Annotated in this window: 16 protein-coding genes; 9 read left to right on the top strand and 7 right to left on the bottom strand. The window is 66.1% G+C overall.

The genetic code is table 11. From position 1 onward, the window contains the following. Window positions 1–9: 9 nt before the first annotated feature. From ACIRP2_RS15265 to ACIRP2_RS15255, 3 genes are all read right to left on the bottom strand, one after another. Window positions 10–786 carry a thioesterase II family protein gene (locus tag ACIRP2_RS15265; protein WP_404250312.1) on the bottom strand — a complete coding sequence of 259 codons (777 nt, stop codon included), beginning with the start codon at window positions 784–786 and terminating at the stop codon, window positions 10–12. 364 nt (window positions 787–1,150) lie between these two features. After that, on the bottom strand, window positions 1,151–2,818 hold the full coding sequence (locus ACIRP2_RS15260; protein ID WP_404250310.1) for an MFS transporter: 1,668 nt from the start codon (window positions 2,816–2,818) through the stop codon (window positions 1,151–1,153). 378 nt (window positions 2,819–3,196) lie between these two features. Continuing rightward, window positions 3,197–3,724, bottom strand: coding sequence for a ribbon-helix-helix protein, CopG family (locus ACIRP2_RS15255; RefSeq protein WP_404250308.1), 528 nt, complete (start codon window positions 3,722–3,724; stop codon window positions 3,197–3,199). A 313-nt stretch (window positions 3,725–4,037) separates the two neighbouring features. Here ACIRP2_RS15255 and ddaH point away from each other — a divergent pair, with 313 nt between their 5' ends. The 5 genes from ddaH to ACIRP2_RS15230 all read left to right on the top strand — a co-directional run bounded on the left by ddaH (window position 4,038) and on the right by ACIRP2_RS15230 (window position 8,368). Beyond that, on the top strand, window positions 4,038–4,880 hold the full coding sequence (ddaH, locus tag ACIRP2_RS15250; protein WP_404250306.1) for a dimethylargininase: 843 nt from the start codon (window positions 4,038–4,040) through the stop codon (window positions 4,878–4,880). Window positions 4,881–4,901: 21 nt separating this feature from the next. Beyond that, complete coding sequence (locus ACIRP2_RS15245; RefSeq protein ID WP_404250304.1) at window positions 4,902–5,543, top strand: FMN-binding negative transcriptional regulator; 642 nt, start codon at window positions 4,902–4,904, stop codon at window positions 5,541–5,543. A 114-nt stretch (window positions 5,544–5,657) separates the two neighbouring features. Beyond that, a complete protein-coding gene (locus tag ACIRP2_RS15240; protein WP_404250302.1) occupies window positions 5,658–6,182 on the top strand; it encodes a hypothetical protein in 525 nt (174 codons plus the stop codon). A 106-nt stretch (window positions 6,183–6,288) separates the two neighbouring features. Next, on the top strand, window positions 6,289–7,125 hold the full coding sequence (locus ACIRP2_RS15235; protein ID WP_404250300.1) for a DUF4097 family beta strand repeat-containing protein: 837 nt from the start codon (window positions 6,289–6,291) through the stop codon (window positions 7,123–7,125). A gap of 568 nt (window positions 7,126–7,693) precedes the next feature. After that, entirely contained in the window at window positions 7,694–8,368 is a 675-nt protein-coding gene (locus ACIRP2_RS15230) for an LmbU family transcriptional regulator (protein WP_404250298.1), read from the top strand. Between the two features lie 84 nt (window positions 8,369–8,452). Here ACIRP2_RS15230 and ACIRP2_RS15225 read toward each other — a convergent pair whose 3' ends face one another. Then, window positions 8,453–9,082: a hypothetical protein gene (locus tag ACIRP2_RS15225; RefSeq protein ID WP_404250296.1), complete on the bottom strand. Its 630-nt coding sequence runs from the start codon at window positions 9,080–9,082 to the stop codon at window positions 8,453–8,455. A 1,380-nt stretch (window positions 9,083–10,462) separates the two neighbouring features. Then, entirely contained in the window at window positions 10,463–11,737 is a 1,275-nt protein-coding gene (locus ACIRP2_RS15220) for a tyrosine-type recombinase/integrase (RefSeq protein ID WP_404250294.1), read from the bottom strand. A 418-nt stretch (window positions 11,738–12,155) separates the two neighbouring features. Between ACIRP2_RS15220 and ACIRP2_RS15215 the strand changes: the two genes are divergently transcribed. The 4 genes from ACIRP2_RS15215 (at window position 12,156) to ACIRP2_RS15200 (ending at window position 13,776) form a co-directional block, all read left to right on the top strand. Continuing rightward, window positions 12,156–12,389 (top strand): helix-turn-helix transcriptional regulator, encoded by a 234-nt coding sequence (locus tag ACIRP2_RS15215; protein ID WP_404250292.1) that lies wholly within the window; start codon window positions 12,156–12,158, stop codon window positions 12,387–12,389. A 510-nt stretch (window positions 12,390–12,899) separates the two neighbouring features. Then, window positions 12,900–13,223, top strand: coding sequence for a hypothetical protein (locus tag ACIRP2_RS15210; protein WP_404250290.1), 324 nt, complete (start codon window positions 12,900–12,902; stop codon window positions 13,221–13,223). After that, window positions 13,220–13,591 (top strand): hypothetical protein, encoded by a 372-nt coding sequence (locus ACIRP2_RS15205; RefSeq protein WP_404250288.1) that lies wholly within the window; start codon window positions 13,220–13,222, stop codon window positions 13,589–13,591. Before ACIRP2_RS15210 ends, ACIRP2_RS15205 begins: the two co-directional genes overlap by 4 nt. Then, on the top strand, window positions 13,591–13,776 hold the full coding sequence (locus ACIRP2_RS15200) for a hypothetical protein (protein ID WP_350979991.1): 186 nt from the start codon (window positions 13,591–13,593) through the stop codon (window positions 13,774–13,776). The genes ACIRP2_RS15205 and ACIRP2_RS15200 overlap by 1 nt, the downstream gene beginning before the upstream one ends. Window positions 13,777–13,993: 217 nt before the next feature. On the opposite strand, the gene ACIRP2_RS15195 is transcribed toward ACIRP2_RS15200, so the two are convergent. Together ACIRP2_RS15195 and ACIRP2_RS15190 are read right to left on the bottom strand one after the other, a co-directional pair. Continuing rightward, complete coding sequence (locus ACIRP2_RS15195) at window positions 13,994–14,941, bottom strand: hypothetical protein (protein ID WP_404250286.1); 948 nt, start codon at window positions 14,939–14,941, stop codon at window positions 13,994–13,996. A 244-nt stretch (window positions 14,942–15,185) separates the two neighbouring features. Beyond that, the gene (locus ACIRP2_RS15190) at window positions 15,186–15,380 is read right to left on the bottom strand and encodes a hypothetical protein (protein WP_392077572.1); all 195 of its coding nucleotides are present in this window, start codon (window positions 15,378–15,380) and stop codon (window positions 15,186–15,188) included. Between the last annotated feature and the right edge of the window lie 42 nt (window positions 15,381–15,422).

The following is a 15,422-nucleotide window of genomic DNA, read 5'->3' as shown; positions in this document are numbered from 1 at the left end:
TCCGGATGCCTAGGACGCGAGGAGCGTCCGGCCTATGGACGCCAGGACATCGGCGCTTGCGTCCAGGAAGTAGAAGTGACCGCCCGGATGGAGGCGGGTGTCGAACCGCGCGCTCGTGTACGCGCGCCAGCCGTCAAGGCTGTCCAGCGGTGTCCGGACGTCCGTCCGGCCGGCCAGCACGCTGAACGGGACGTCGAGCCGGGGGACGGGGGCCACACGGTGGCGTTCCCAGACGGCGAAGTCCGCCCGCACGGCCGGCAGCAGCGCGTCCAGGATCTCGACGTCCTCGACGATCTCCTCGTCGATGCCGCCGAGGTTCACCATCTCCGCGCGGAAGTCCTCGTGCGAGAGCTCGTGCAGCTTCGGCCGCTCCCGGAACGCCTCCGGAGAGGGCTGCGCGGACAGGAACAGGTGGACCGGCTCGGGGCCGCCCGCCGCATGGAGGAAACGGGCGACTTCAAAAGCCAGCATCGCGCCGCACGAATGCCCGAAGAAGGCGACCGGGCCGTCCATGACCGGCAGGAGTTCCGCGGCGACGGCCTCTACCAGCGGGCCGGCCTCCGTCGCAGCCTCCTCGGCGATCCGGTTCTGACGACCCGGCAGTTGCACGGCGGCGAGCTCGATCTCCGCAGGCAGCAGGGTGGCCCATTCGGCGAACACTCCGGCACCGCCCCCCGCGTGCGGGAAGCAGATCAGCCGGTGACGGGCATCGGGACGCCGTGCGCGCCACAGGTACGGCGTCTCGGCGACCAGTTTCGCTTTGAGACCCGTTGATTTCAATTGCACGAACCCTCCAGAAGAAAAAGCTCGACGCAATAGGCGTCATGATCGCAGCGGTGCGCACAAGACAGTGCGAGGAGAAAAGAATGCTGGATGAAATGAATGCTGGGATGAAACCGCAGACCGGCCGGGAGATCACCAGGGCCGATCCCAACCTCACACGTGCATATGACGCCGGTCAAGCCCTGCCGGGCGGGAGAGCACCCGTCCGGTCAACGGGACATGACTGGCACTCGGTACCGTCCTCCTGCCAGGCCGCCTTCGTTCCCGGCGAGTTCAAGCAGTCGTCTCACCACCGTGTTCGCGCGAGCACACAGGAAGAGGGCTCCCCCGCCGACTGCGGGGGAGCCCTCTTCCTGTGCGGACCGGGTCAGGGGTGGGCGACCACCGGCGTGCCCTCCTGTTCCGGAGCCTCCGACTTCTTGGCGCGGATCAGCAGCGACAGCACGCCGGCCGCGGCCGCGCAGCATGCCGCCACGAGAAACACCGTGTGCATTCCGTCGATGAATGTGTCGTGCGCCGTACGGGTAACTGTGTCGACGAACTCCCGGACATTGCCCGAGCTCATTCCGTTCCCGGCCATCTGCTTGCCCAGAGAATCCTGGACGGCCGGGGGGAACCCGAGTTCCACGCTCTTCCGGAGTGCCTCGTTGTCGGCCACCTGAGCCGCGGCACCGTTGTCGCCCCCGAACGCCGTCGTCAGCGCGGGACCGAACTTCGAGGACACGACCGAGGCGAGCAGGCTGCCGAAGACCGCGATGCCGAGCGTACCGCCGAGCTGCTGCGCCGACTGCTGGACCCCGGAGGCCACACCGGCCTTGTCGACCGGCGCGCTGCCCACGATCGCCTCGATGGCGGGGATCATCATGAACCCGGCGCCGAAGCCGGCGAACACCAGCGGCGCCGCGAGCGTCATCATTCCGGTATCGGCCTCCAGGCGCATCAGCAGCACCAGCGAGATGGTGGTGAAGACCGAGCCGAGCAACAGGGTTCCACGGTTGCCGAGTTTCCCGGTCACCGCACCGGCGACCGGCGACGCGACCGTGAACACCAGCGTGAGCGGAAGCAGGGCGACGGCCGCTTCCAAAGCGCTCTTGCCCTGAACACCCTGCAGATAGAACGTCAGGTAGAACAGGATCGCGAAGAACGCGAACATGGTCACCATGGTCACCAGGCAGCCGACCGAGAAGGAACGGATACGGAAGAGGCCGAGCGGCACCATCGGATTGCTGCCCTTGGCCTCAATGATGGTGAACACGACCAGGAGTGCGAGGCCGAGGCCCATGAAGCCCAGTGACTGCGCCGACGACCAGCCGTTGGTCTGCGCTCGGGTGATGCCCCAGACGACGCTGACCAGCGCGAGGGTGAGGGTGATCGCGCCGGCCAGGTCGAGCCGCTGCGGCACACGTTCCGTGGATTCCTTGATCACGAACCGGCCCACCAGCACGGCGACGACCCCGAAGGGCAGGTTGATGTAGAACACCCACGGCCAGCTCGCGTACTCGACGAGCACACCACCGAGGATCGGACCGCCGGCCAGCGCCACCGCGGAGACCGCGCCGAACCAGCCGAACGCCACGGAGAGCTTCTCGGGCGGGAATGCCGCCCGCAGGACCGCGAGACCGGCCGGGCCGAGCATGGCGCCGAAAATCGCCTGCAGCACACGAGCACCGATCAGCATCTCGATCGAGCCGGACAGCCCGCACAGCAGTGATGCCAGTGAGAAGCCGCCGACGCCGATCAGGAACGCAGATTTCCGGCCGATCTTGTCCGCCACCAGACCGGCCGGGATGAGGAGGCCGGCCAGGACGAGCAGGTATCCGGTGGTGACCCACTGGATTTCCTCCAGACCGGCGTGCAGAGACGTGGCGATCGTCGGGTTCGCCACCGAAACCACGCTGCCGTCGAGCTGGACCACCATGATCCCGAGAGCCACGGCGATGAGGCTCAGCCAGGCGGCCGCCGGCGTCTGGACTGTGCCGCCTTTCCCGCCGTCGGGCGCCTGACTGCCCGTTTTGTCGACCACTCGTTCACTCATCTCCTCGACTCCTTACCCGCTTCGGGGAAACCCGGCTGACCGGCGCGGCACGATCCGCCATCGGAGGGAACGGTCAGCCCATCCATGCGCCATCATGGCACCATAATGGCTTCGATGTGACCCCAAGGCAAGCTCCACGGTGGCGCCTAGTGGCTCCGGTTCGACATCTGCGCAGGCAGGACGTGATGCCAGACGGATGGACACGGGAGTAGAAAGATGGCGCCGGACGCATCGGCACCCGTTCTGCGGCTCATGGACCGCGAGGCAGGTGCCGGGCACCGGCGGACGCCTGGTCAGCAGCTGGTGGCGCCGGAGAGGTGCCGACAGTCGGATGTGCCGGCTTCTTGATGACTTGTTACGCGCTGGAGGCCGCGCGGGTCACCGGGCCCAGCCGGAGAAGCGCTGCCCGCCCTGCGGGGTACGCCGCCCGGCGGGGCGGGCGCCCTGCTCAAGGGTGGCCGAGACGGCCCGAACCAGCCAGGCGTTGACCGAGAGGCCCTCTCTGCGGGCCGCCTCCTCGATCCGGGCCTTGAGCTGCTCCGGTAGCCGGAAGTTGACCCGTGCCGTGGCGCCATCATCGGCCTTCGCCGGGACGGGCAGGGTGGTGCCGCTCACCGGTTCGCCGTAGCGGTCTTCGTCATCGTCGTGCGAGGACGGGGGGAGTTGCGGCAGCGTGACGACGAAACTGGGGTCGAGTCCACGCAGACGCAGATCGACCGAGCCAGGCGCCGCCTCGTGGCTGATCTCTTCCGCAGCGGCCGAAAGCACGTTGAGGAAAGTGAGCCGGGCGGTGGACTCGAGCGGGACGATCAGACGCCCGGCAAGCTCGCGAGCCTGCTCATCGCCCACCTCGGCCGCGGCCAGGAGCTCGTGGCGAAGGTTGTCGACGTACTGCGTCAAGTCCATCGCGCCATGGTACAGCCGTGTTCGGGGCTCAACATGCCGGGCGTCGGAATCGCACCCACCGGTGTCCTGTCAACCGGACGACAGGCGGGAGAGAAACGGCGCGGGTAAACGTGTGGGCCGTTATCGGGACATGGAGATTGCGGCTTTAGTGGTTCCGTCCCGCCGGTCCGGCGGCGAACGGGTGACCCCGTGCTAGCTTGAGCCTCGACCGATTCGCCGAGATTCCGGCAATCGAGACTCCCTCCTCATTTTTACCGTGAATTCCCGGTGTATTTCCCCATGCCTGAGATCGAGTCGAATTCAGGGAGCAGAAATGACTCAGGAAACCGATGTCTACATGGCGACTGCGACCAGAAAGGCACGGTCGCGACGCTATCTGATGTGCCGCCCCACGCACTTTGATGTGACGTACTCGATCAACCCGTGGATGGACCCGGCGACGCCGACCTCCGCCGGTGCCGGCCTGGCCCAGTGGAAGGGGCTGCACGACCTGTTCGTCGGCCTGGGCCACGACGTCGCCCTGGTCGAACCGGTGCCCGGACTGCCCGACATGGTGTTCGCGGCGAACGGCGCCACGGTGGTCGACGGCAAGGTTCTCGTGGCCAGGTTCCGCCACCGTCAGCGCAAGGACGAGGCCGCCGCGTACCTCGAGTGGTTCCGCCGTGCAGGCTGGGCCGAGGTCCACCAGGCCGAGTACGTCAATGAGGGCGAGGGCGACTTCCTCTTCACGGGTACGGAGATCCTGGCCGGCTGCGGCTTCCGCAGCGACCGGAGGTCGCACGACGAGGCACAGGAATTCTTCGGCGTTCCGGTGCTGAGTCTTACCTTGGCGGACCCTCGCTTCTACCACCTGGACACGGCGCTTTCCGTGCTCGCCGACGACGAGATCATGTACAACCCGGCGGCCTTTTCCCTGAAGAGCCGAGAAATGCTGGCGGACCGCTTCCCGGACGCGATTCTCGCGACCGAGGCTGACGCGGACGTGTTCGGACTCAACGCCCTTTCCGACGGCAGGAACGTGTTTCTTCCCCGTGCCGCGACCGGATTGGCGGCGCAGCTGAGGGAACGTGGCTTCGTGCCGACCGGTGTGGAACTGACCGAACTGCTGAAGGCGGGCGGCAGCGTGAAGTGCTGCACGCTGGAACTGCGCGCCTGACCCTCGGAAGGAGGTGGAGAAATGTTCGTTCCAAGTCCGTACAGGCCCCCGGACAGCACATGGATGGCGGACCTGATCCGCGCCAACCCCCTGGCGATGCTGGTGACGAACGGCGCCACGGACGGTCCGTTCGCGACCCATCTGCCGGTGATCCCGGCGACGGACGCGGCCGAGTGGCCAACGGATCTCACCGGCACGGTCCTGCTGGGCCACATGAACAGGGCCAACCCGCATTGGAAGGCCCTGACCGCGGAGACACCGGCGCTACTGACCTTCACCGGACCGCACGCGTATGTGTCACCCACGGTCTACGAGTACAGCCCGGCGGCGCCGACGTGGAACTTCACCTCGGTCCATCTGCGCGGCCGGCTCCGGACGCTGGCAGCGGGAGAGGAGACGCTGGAGGTGGTCCGCGCGACGGTGAGCGCATTCGAAGCGGATCACGGAACGGGCTGGGACATGTCGGAGTCGATCGGATACTTCCGCAAGCTGCTGCCGGCGGTGGGTGCGTTCCGCTTCACGGTGACGAAGGCGGAGGGCATGTTCAAGCTGAGCCAGGAACAGAAGCCGGACGTCCGTGAGCGAGTCCGGGCGTCGTTCGAGCAGACCCCTTGCACGCGCCACCGCGAAACGGCGACGCTGATGAGGCGACTCCCCTCCTGAACACCACGAATGACCGGGGCCCGGAAACTTCCGGGCCCCGGTCATTCGTGCTGTCCTGTCGGCGGGACACTTGAATGCCTTGTGCTGGCGCCATGGTAATGCAAGGGTGGCGCCATGGAACTCAAGCAGTATGTCGACAGCCTGCGAGAGGATCTCCTGGTCGCAGCCGGGGCAGGTGACGGGCGAACCCGTGACCTCACCGAACGTCTCGTCACGCCGCTCTCGTCGGCCGTCCGGCTGGCTCTGCTGGACGTGCTGTCGGCTGCCGCGGATGAGATCACCCGCGATCTGGCGCCGGGTTCGGTCGAGATCAGGCTACGCGGCCAGGAGCTCACCTTCGTGGTGAGCGCACCCCCCGCGGATGGCGCGCTCGACGATGCCGAGCGTGGCTTCGACAGGTCACGCACCCTTCCCGCCCCGCTTTTCGCGCCTGAGCCGGCGGTTCCGGCGGTACAGGCGGGTGGAGAGGAGGGGGCGACCTCCCGTATCAATTTCCGGCCTCCCGAGCATCTGAAAGCCCGGATCGAGGAGGCGGCCGGCCGGGAACGGCTGTCGGTCAACGCATGGCTGGTGCGCGCAGTATCCGGAATGGTGGATTCCGATGACCGCGAGCACGTTCCGGCTGCGGCCGGTAGCTGACGTCACACCGGCTGGGCGGGCTGACTATACCCTCCGATGGGTGCCATGCCGCGCCCGAATCCACCAGCTCGGGGACGGCTCAGCCGGTCCATCAGGAAGGGTAGACATGCCAGTCTTTGAAACGTCGAAGCCCATTTCGGCAACCCTCGATCTCGCGGTCGGAGATGTGCGGCTCGACGCGGACCACCGCACCGACGTCGTCGTGGAGGTGCGGCCGAGCGATCCGGCCAGCGAAGCGGACATCAAGGCCGCAGAAGGCACCCGTGTCGAATACGCGGCGGGAGAACTGCTGGTGAAGGCTCCGCAGCGGGGTCTCTTCGGCAGGACGGGCGCCATCGACGTAGCGATCGACCTGCCGTCGGGCTCGCATGTCAAGGCGGTCGTGCACCGGGGAGCCTTCCGCAGCAGCGGCAGACTGGGCCAGTGCCGGTTCAAGACCTCCACCGGTGACATCGAGCTGGAGGAGACGGGCCCACTGGTCGCCTCCACTTCCTTCGGAGACATCACGGTGGCGCGGGCCCAGGGTTCCGCCGAGGCCGTGACCGGATCCGGCCTGGTGCGGATGCGCGAGCTGGAGTGTTCCGCGGTGATCAAGAACTCCAACGGGAACAGCTGGGTCGGGGAGGTGACCGGCAGCCTTCGGGTCCAGGCGGCGAACGGAGCGATCTCCGTCGGCACGGCGCACGGGTCGGTGGAGGCCAGGACGGCCAACGGCGACATCGAGATCGGCGAGGTCATGAGTGGCTCGATCGTGCTCGGCACCACGGCCGGCCGGATCGAAGTCGGCATCAGCCCCGGCACCGCCGCGCTTCTCGACGTACGGACCAAGTCGGGAAGCGTCCAGAACTCCTTGACGCCGACCGATGGCCCCGAGAAATCCGACCGGACGGTCGAGGTCCAAGCAGGCACCGCAGTGGGCGACATCGTGATCCACCGCGCCTGACAGGTGTTTCCTTTTTACAGCCTTCGGCGACGTCGCGCGTTCACCGAAATTGAGTGCAGCTGTCTGAATCGTCCGGGAACAATTCTCAAACTGTTGAAGATCGGCGGCAAGGTACCACACTGCGCGTTAAGGAATCGTAAGGAACTGTGAATTCCATTTGTTGAGAAATTGTTGGCTGCATCCCATTAAGTGGTCGAGCTTCGAAAGGATCAGGCCAATTGATGTCTCACTCTTGGCTCTCCAATAGCTGTTGAGTTTCAATGGAGAGCCGCTTCAGAACTGACTCTTCGGACGTCGACGCAGGCCGCAGCGACGGGTCGCGACTAAAGGGGGACATGTGTTCGAGGTGATCAGAGTCGCTTGCTTGAAAGTGTCCGGCCGCCCTTACCCGACAGATAGCGGACGCTCCCTGTCGTCGACTGGTGCGAACGGGGCCGGTGGTCCGACGAGTGCGATGCGCTCATGACGCGGATGGTGCCGGTGCCGGGCATGAATCGCGTGACTCTACTCACCTGCGGGAGGGGCTCCAGTGGCCCGTTGCCCCCGCACGCATAAAACAGGAGACGGGATGAGAAATCAGGTCACAGAAGGCGCGCAGACCGTCCTTTTCAGCAGAAGACGGGATGTGGGGGGAGCGCAGTGTGAAGGCGGCGAAATGCGCGGCGGGCAGGTGCTGACGACGAAGGTGGGCCTGCACATGCCGGCCGAGTTGGCCTTCGAGGAATGGGAGCGGGCCGGGCGTCAGATATCCGGAATCGTGAATTCTTCTTCATGGTGGCTCGGTGACTGGCTTGTGTATGGCAAGGACCATTACAGCGACCGATACCAGCGGGGAATCCGCGCGGCCGGGCTTCAGTATCAGACGCTGCGGAATTACGCATGGGTGTCACGGCGGTTCCCATTACACCGGCGGCGTGCGACGCTGAGCTTTCAGCACCACGCCGAATTGGCTTCGCTGCCGGTCGAGGATCAGGACCTGTGGCTGGACCGCGCCGAGCAGGCGAAGTGGACCACCAAGCAGCTTCGGACCGCCATCCGCATCGCGCGCGCGCCCGGAGAGGCGGACAGCAAGCAGCCTGAGGCGACCCAGCGGCTCGCGGTGCCGGGCAACCGGCTTCAGTGGTGGCATAAGGCGGCGACGCAGTTGGGCATCGACTTCGAGCAGTGGGTGCTTGCCACCCTGGACAGCGCGGCCGAACGCACCCTGGTCGATGTGGAGGAACATATCGGCATCAGTGCCTGATCAGCGGGGGCAACGAGAATGGCGCCATCGGCGCCACTGAAGGTCCCTGCCGCGTGTCACCGTCGGACCGACGCACCCTACCGGTCAGAGAGGGTTCCCTCTTCGGCCGGTACCGGTGTCGTCGGCATGGGGCATTCCCGTGACGGAGCTGAACACGTCGTGGAGGTCGGGCGTGTGCATGGTGAGCGCCTCGGCCTCGATGGACGCGCTGTCCAGGGCGGCCAGGACGGATTTCAGGGCCGACGTGCTGCAGTCGCTGGGGATGTGCAGGGCCAGTGCCTCGTCGTCGCGCACGGCGGACCGGAAGAGGCCGGCGGCCGCATCGAGCGCGTCCGCGTCGGAGAACCGCATTCGGATGTGCCCTGCGGGCGCCGGTCGTCGCTTGGCGGCTCTGGCGCCATCGGCAACCGCTTGCCGCTCCTGATTCACGACGTCCGGTCGGTCGGGGGTGCCCCCGCATGTCTCACACGTGTGCGGCAGCGTGACCGCGAACTCCACATCGAGCCCGTGCAGGCGAACGGCGACCGAGCCCGGCGCCAGGTCCCGTGAGACCTGGTCCATGGCCGCCGACAACGCACCGAGCACGGCCAGTCGGGCGGCTGTCTCCAGGGGGGCGGACAGCTGATCGACCAGTGCGCGGGCTTCATCCCCTCTCGCGTCCGCGGCGACCGCGAGCCCGTGCCGGAGGCTGTCGACGTATGGTGTGATGTTCATGACGCCATGATGGCATATAAATGGCGCCATTGGCGCGAGAGGGTTGGACAGCAAGGGTAGTTGGCCCGAAATCGTCTGCCACTGGCGCCACCGCCGAAAGAGACGCTGCCCCCTCCCCAACGCGGTCCCGGCAGGCCGCGTGGAGGGAGGGGCGGCAGCGCCCCCTGAAGAAGGGTCGGCCGCGAGGGCGGAGTGGACATTGCTGTCGACGGTCTCGCATACACCGTCAGTGTCAGGCAGGAGTTCCCGCAGTCCACGGCTCCCGACCGCTCCTCTCGCCTCGTTGCGGAGCTCGCTCATGGCCTGACCGGCCGGCCCGGGCGCTGGCGAGATCGGAAGACCCGGGCGCTCGAAGAGGCCCTGGACGCGGTCCTTGGAGAGGGCGAGGTACGAGCGGCGCAAGACGCTCGGCGCAGGCAGGACGAGCAGCAGGCCATTGCGGAACGCGAAGTTCGCTGGCGAGCGGCCATGGAGGTGGCGAAAGAACAGGCTGTTCGCGAACAACTTGCCCAGGCGCTACGCCAAGAGGCCGGGCGCTGGCAGGAGTCTGCAGCCCTCAGCGCGTACTGCACGGCCGTGGAACGTCGTATCGGTGAGCTTCACGGCGTTGTGGACGAGCCGACTCCGAGTCGGACCCGGCGCTGGTCGGAGTGGGCAAGGGCGTATGTGAGGTCGATCGGCCCTTTGAGTGAGCTTCCGCAGATGCCGGACGCACGCGAACCCACGCCGGAGGAACTCAAGCCATGTCTCAGGGGATGGAGCCCTGACAGGCCGGAACGGCGGGGCGGTCGGTGACGCGCGCATGAGCAGTTCGCCGACCTGCTGCCGATGATGCACCATGTGGAGAGTGTCGCGATCCTGGAACCCATCGCAAAGGGTGCCTGACCTGCGGTTTTGCCCGTGCGCCTTATGTGTGGTGTGGGCGTTACGGGCGATATCTTGACGCGGAAATGCCGCTCGTGACACTCATTCGACGCTCGTTCTGATGAGGCGTCAGATGCTCGGTTGTGCTGGCCAGGCGCGCTGTTGACCATGTGAGTATGGCTGGGCCCGAGGGGCTCGTGACGCTGAGCGGTGTCGGTGATCTACGTGTGCGGAACGAGGCGGCGCCGCCATCGACGCGATCTTCGCGTAGCCGCAGCCGGTCGGCAGGACCTGTTGAGCGTGGCTCGTAGCCCACCGCCGGCCCAAAGTCCCAGAGAAGTCCCAGAGATGCCGCCGCACCCCTCCCTGACCCGCTAAGTAGCAGGTCGGACAGGGTGCGGCGGCATCGTCATATCAAATGTCCCGGAACTCATAGACAAAGCTTCTGACCTGTGCAAATGCCCCCTCTCGAAGATCATCTTGCACGGTTGTTGCACAAGCCGAACGGAGCAGGAGTCACGCGGCCCTGGTGTAGGCGCTCCGGACCGCGATGCGGACCTTGGAACCGGCTCCCACGACCCGGTGCACGTATTTACGCAGCGTAAACGCGGGATCGGCGTGTCCGAGTCGGTCCGCGAGCGTGTACACGTCTACCCCGCCGTTGATCATCATCGACGCGTACAGGTGTCGGAGCGCGTGCATCATCACGTCGCGGGACTTCTCCCAGCGTCGTCCCTTCGCGTCGGGCTCAAGGGGCTTGATGAGGCCGGCCGACGCCAGGGCGGGCTTCCAGCGGTAGGAGTTGAACCAATTCGACTGAATGGCGGTCTTCTCCCGGGTGTAGAAGATCAGCCGCACCGTGACCGGGTCGCCGCCTTTGCTGCCCCACGGTCGGGTCACCTCGACCGGCGGGTACTTCTCCATGTGCTCGCGCAGGGGGATGGCCACGTCGTCGGTCAGCTCGACCCACCGGTCCTTCGGGTCCTCGTCGCTTCCACCCTTGGGGAGGGCGTATGCCAGGAACGAGCCGTCGTGGACTACTTGCCGTTGCACGTGCACCATCGTGCCGTCCGGGTGCGCCCAGTCGATGTCATCTGGAGACAGGCCGAATATCTCTCCTTGACGAAGACCCAGGCCGCGACCGCAGTCGACGAGTGCCTTGTAACGGTCTGGCAATTCGGCACGGATCTTCTCGGTGTCCTCCCAGGCGAGGGCCAGATCTGCCCGGCCGCCACCTCCTCGCTTCGGCTTGGCGTCCTGCACCGATTTGGCGAGGCACGGATTTTTGTGTATCAGGCTGTCGTCCACGGCCAGGTCAAAGACAGCCCGAAGATTGTCGAAGACCAGGCGCAGTGTGGAACTTTCGAGCAGCCTGCGACGGTCGTGCAACCAGTCCAGCAAAGACGAGGCGTTCACGTCCTTTACGCGCATCTTCCCAACTGCGGTAGGAACGACGTGCAGGAGAATCCGCTCCTTGTGGCGTCGGTAAGTCCGTGGATTCTTGTGTTCGTGCCCCTTGAGCCACGTAAGGGCGAGTTCACCGACCCTGACCTCTCCGGCGCGAGGGTTGATATATGAACCGTCGTCCACTCCGGACCGCATCTTGGTCTCGTGCCTGCGGGCTTCGACCTCGGTGCGGAACAGCTCCGTCTGCTGGACATCTTCCCGGTTGCGCCATCGGGCCTGCCACCGCTTCCCCGTCCCGTGATCCCGCGTCGGAACTTTGCCGTGTTCCTTGCAGGTCGACTCCCCGTCTTTCGGGCGCGACTTGTGCCAGCGGTCGTACGGCATCGACTCAACTCCTGGTTTTCAACGGGCCTTTGAGTCTATTTGTGGACTCTCTTGAATCAGGGCCATCGTCGACGGCGAGATTGTGTGCCCGTTCATCGCGCCCTGAGTGAATTGGATGTTGATCCAGGCGAGCTGAAGATGTCAAATGCATTCTTGGGGTCTTCGCGACAAAGGGTGCAGAGTGGTAGAGAAGATTTCACCTAGACGAATGCTCGCTGAGGGTTCGACGAGGGCTCGCCGAACCCTCAGTGAAGATTCGCCTGTGTCCTTTGAGAGTTCGCAAGAGTCGTAGGAATTTCATCGAAAGGCCCTCTGTTTGGTCCGGCCGGAATTTAATGCAAACGTTCCGTGCGCCACCACGGCGGAATACCGCTCACGTGGTTCTTTCCTGCCCGCTTCGAACCGTTCTGGAGTGCCCATGAGTCGAACCACTGCCCGTGCGGAAGAAGCCGCCAGTGGCGCGGGGGCCCGTTGCCCCTTGATGAGCGCGGAGGAGCTGGCCGACTTCCTGGGCGTACCTCTGAATACGGTCTACATATGGAATCACCGACACCAGGGTCCGCGAGCCCACAAGGTCGGCCGCTATTTGCGCTACCTCTGGCCGGAGGTAGAGGCATGGCTGGAAGCTCAAGCGGTGAATCGCGCGACCTGATCGGCCAAGAGTGGCTGGTGCCCTTGTCCTTGGTCGGGCGACAGAACCCGGCGTACAGCCCGACTCGTCTGCCCCCACCTGCGACTTTGCCTCGGAAAGGGCCTCTGACCTGCGTCGGAGGCCCTTTCCGGTCTTTCGGTGGCTTGCCGCGTTAGGCGGCGGAAAGCCCCTCGGACAGCACTGAAAGTCCCTGAAAAGTCCGTGGCGCGGAGGTGCAGAGGAGGCCTCCGACCTGGGTTGACCATGTTTCCTCTGGCCTCACCGCGCGGCTGCGGGAGCTGGGCGGGAAGGTACCGATAATGCAGCGGGCCGCAACGCTCGTCGTCGCGATCATCGAGCCCCCTGGAATCCCCGTGCCGGCCGAGCCCGTCCCCGTCGACTGGGTGGACGAAGCCTCACCGCCGCCGGCCCCGCCGCGCTCGCGGCCTGACACTCCAGCAGGTTGTCCTACGATCGGCCTCGGTCGCCTTTTGGTGGCCGGGGCCCTCGTCATCTCGGAAGGAACGCGCATTGACCACGCACACCCTCACCATCAAAGGCGAGAAGGTGACCATTACCCAGGGGGGCGTCCTCCTGGCCGCCGCCGACGCTCGCCCGAACGTTCGCCCCCAACGCCACGGCGTCCTCATCGGCTCCGTCCTCTGGGCACCGAAGGACCTGCTGCGGACCGTCATCGGAAACGACGACCTCGGGAACGTCGATTCCCCGCGCGCTATGAAGGCGTTCAACAACCTCGGCTTCCAGACCTTCACCGAGACCGTCTACGCCGCGGACGGCCTTCCCTTCGTCCACCCCGAAAACCAGCTCCGCACACAGGAGGGCTCTCGACCGTGACCAACCTAACCACCACGTCCGTCTACGCCTCCCTGGTCGCCACGATCAAGGAGAAGAACGGAGTCCTCCAGGTCGACGTCCGCCGCCTGCGGGACCTCCTTGGAGCCGGCCGCACCGGCAGCACGGTCGCCCGCACTATCGAAACCGAGCTCGCCCGCGCGGGCATCCTGCACTTCCCGCCAACCATCCCCACCAGCCAGGACCGGCGCGTCGTCCTGTGCACCAACCCGATGGTGAAGATGGTGATCGAGAACCTCCGTGCTGCTGACGTCGAAGAACCGACGGACGCAGACATCACGAAGGCGCTGGTAACGCTCGAACTCATGGCGGCCGCGTTCAGCCCCGGCCAGACGGCTGAGGAGGCGTAATGGCCAACCCGAACACCGACACCTGCCCCATCCCCGTGGATGCGAACCGCACCTGCGGCGCCACCCTCCGCTGGGAGGTCATCCCCGAGCGCGATGTCGAGCCCTACGTTGCCTGCGGCCAGCACATCACCGCGCCCATCATGCGCTCGGGCGAGCTCGTGCCGTTCACCGCTCGGCCAATCTGAGCAGCGCAGCCAGCCTTTGCAGTGGACGTGATCAACGGGATACTCACCAACGGCCGCTCCCCCGTGCTCGCGGTCTGAACCTTGAAGGATAACGCCGTGAGCAAAACGACTGCCCGGTCTGTGGACGCGTCGTCCCCGTACGTCACCACAGGCCCTACGCAGACGTGATGGCCGTTGATGTCGATCACGGGGGCGCCTGATGGCGACGCCCGGTCTCTCACTGACTCCGCCTGATCGTGTCGAGAGCCGATTCGACTTCGTCGAGGCCGCTGAGCAGCCGGTGGATGGTGACCTGGCGCTCGGCCCAGTGCTGTTGCAGGTCGACGGCTGCTGCGGTGGGAAGTCCGTACTCGGAGGTTGTGGCGCCGTAGAAGCTGAACAGCATGTACAGGAGTGCGATCCGAGCGCTGGCCCGCACGTCGGTGAGCGGCAGGCCGGGGTTCTCGGCACGGTAGGACTCAATCAGGCGCAGGGCGCACCGCATCCAGGACGGGTTGTTCGCCACCGTGCGCGGGTCGAAGGCTGCCCTCCCCAGCTCCCAGGCTGGCAGGCAAGTCTCCCCCTGGAAATCCAGGATCGCGGTGATCGCGTCCTCTTGGACCAGCAGGTTGGTGCGGGTGAAGTCCGCATGCCCGGCTTGGATTGCGAGGCGGTCGGGGAGTCCGGCACGCAGTCGAGCAGCGTGAGTGTGTAGGTCTTCGCGACGCCGCGCGAGCTCGGCGCGAAGCTGCTCCAGCCGCGGGTCAGCCCGATCGCGGTCGGGAGAATGGAAGCGGAGCAGAGCGAGCACCACGATGTACGGCGACGGGTCCGCCGGTAGGGCGTCGGCGGCGGCGTCGCACAGCTCCCACGCTTGTTCCATCGCCTCGCTGCGCCCACGGCCTCGACCGCCGGCCATCGACCGTAGGGCCTGCACATGGGCGAGGAGGGCCAGGGCGTTCGGCGAGCGGGGTTCGGCCTGCGCCCAGGTGTCCGCGAAGGTCAGGCGCGCTCCGGCGCGGGCGAGGACCTGGAGCCGGAAGACACGCCGGTCCCAGCCCGCCCCCGTCGCGGCCAGGACTTCCCGGGCACCTTCCCAGCGCCCCATCGCCGCGTCCTCAACTGCCGTCCGTAGTGGGCGGTCGTCGGTGGCCGGATACCGGTCGAAGACGGACCGCTGGCTCACGGTTGTCTCGCTCTGCCGGTCTCGTACGAGCACGGCAGAGCCCCCACATGCTCGACAGTGAAGTCGGCTGTCACCTTCGTGCCTCAGGAAAAATGAGTCCGCCGGCCAGGGCGGAAGCTGAGGTGGGGGTCGAATGACTCGCAGCGGTGCGGGTGGCCACCCCGTACAAGGGGGGAGCAGAGCGGCGGTCTTCTCGCGACGCGATCGGCATGTGCCGGATTCGACTCCGCCAGGGGTGAGCCCTTCAGAAGCTGATCCCGCCGATCATTCGGGACACGTTCGTAGCGGCCTCGCTGATCGTCGGTGCGATCGACGAACTGGCGAGGTAGAAGCCGAGAAGCACACAGACGATGGCGTGGCCGACCTTGAGTCCGGCCATTCGGACGAGCAGGAACGCGAGGACCGAGAGGAGCACGACGGCCGAGATGCTAACGGTCACCGTTAGCCCTCCGGTGGATGTGCGCTCCCACTGCTCCCGCCA

The sequence above is a fragment of the Streptomyces sp. NPDC101194 genome (assembly GCF_044767885.1).
Taxonomy (GTDB): domain Bacteria; phylum Actinomycetota; class Actinomycetes; order Streptomycetales; family Streptomycetaceae; genus Streptomyces.
The sequence above is the reverse complement of the archived record's forward strand: the minus strand, read 5'-3'. Positions and strand labels throughout refer to the sequence as shown.

Coding starts and splice junctions, on each gene's coding strand:
- ACIRP2_RS15260 (WP_404250310.1), bottom strand. CDS start 2,818: ATGAGTGAACGAGTGGTCGACAAAACGGGCAGTCAGGCGCCCGACGGC.
- ACIRP2_RS15255 (WP_404250308.1), bottom strand. CDS start 3,724: ATGGACTTGACGCAGTACGTCGACAACCTTCGCCACGAGCTCCTGGCC.
- ddaH (WP_404250306.1), top strand. CDS start 4,038: ATGACTCAGGAAACCGATGTCTACATGGCGACTGCGACCAGAAAGGCA.
- ACIRP2_RS15245 (WP_404250304.1), top strand. CDS start 4,902: ATGTTCGTTCCAAGTCCGTACAGGCCCCCGGACAGCACATGGATGGCG.
- ACIRP2_RS15240 (WP_404250302.1), top strand. CDS start 5,658: ATGGAACTCAAGCAGTATGTCGACAGCCTGCGAGAGGATCTCCTGGTC.
- ACIRP2_RS15235 (WP_404250300.1), top strand. CDS start 6,289: ATGCCAGTCTTTGAAACGTCGAAGCCCATTTCGGCAACCCTCGATCTC.
- ACIRP2_RS15230 (WP_404250298.1), top strand. CDS start 7,694: ATGAGAAATCAGGTCACAGAAGGCGCGCAGACCGTCCTTTTCAGCAGA.
- ACIRP2_RS15225 (WP_404250296.1), bottom strand. CDS start 9,082: ATGAACATCACACCATACGTCGACAGCCTCCGGCACGGGCTCGCGGTC.
- ACIRP2_RS15220 (WP_404250294.1), bottom strand. CDS start 11,737: ATGCCGTACGACCGCTGGCACAAGTCGCGCCCGAAAGACGGGGAGTCG.
- ACIRP2_RS15215 (WP_404250292.1), top strand. CDS start 12,156: ATGAGTCGAACCACTGCCCGTGCGGAAGAAGCCGCCAGTGGCGCGGGG.
- ACIRP2_RS15200 (WP_350979991.1), top strand. CDS start 13,591: ATGGCCAACCCGAACACCGACACCTGCCCCATCCCCGTGGATGCGAAC.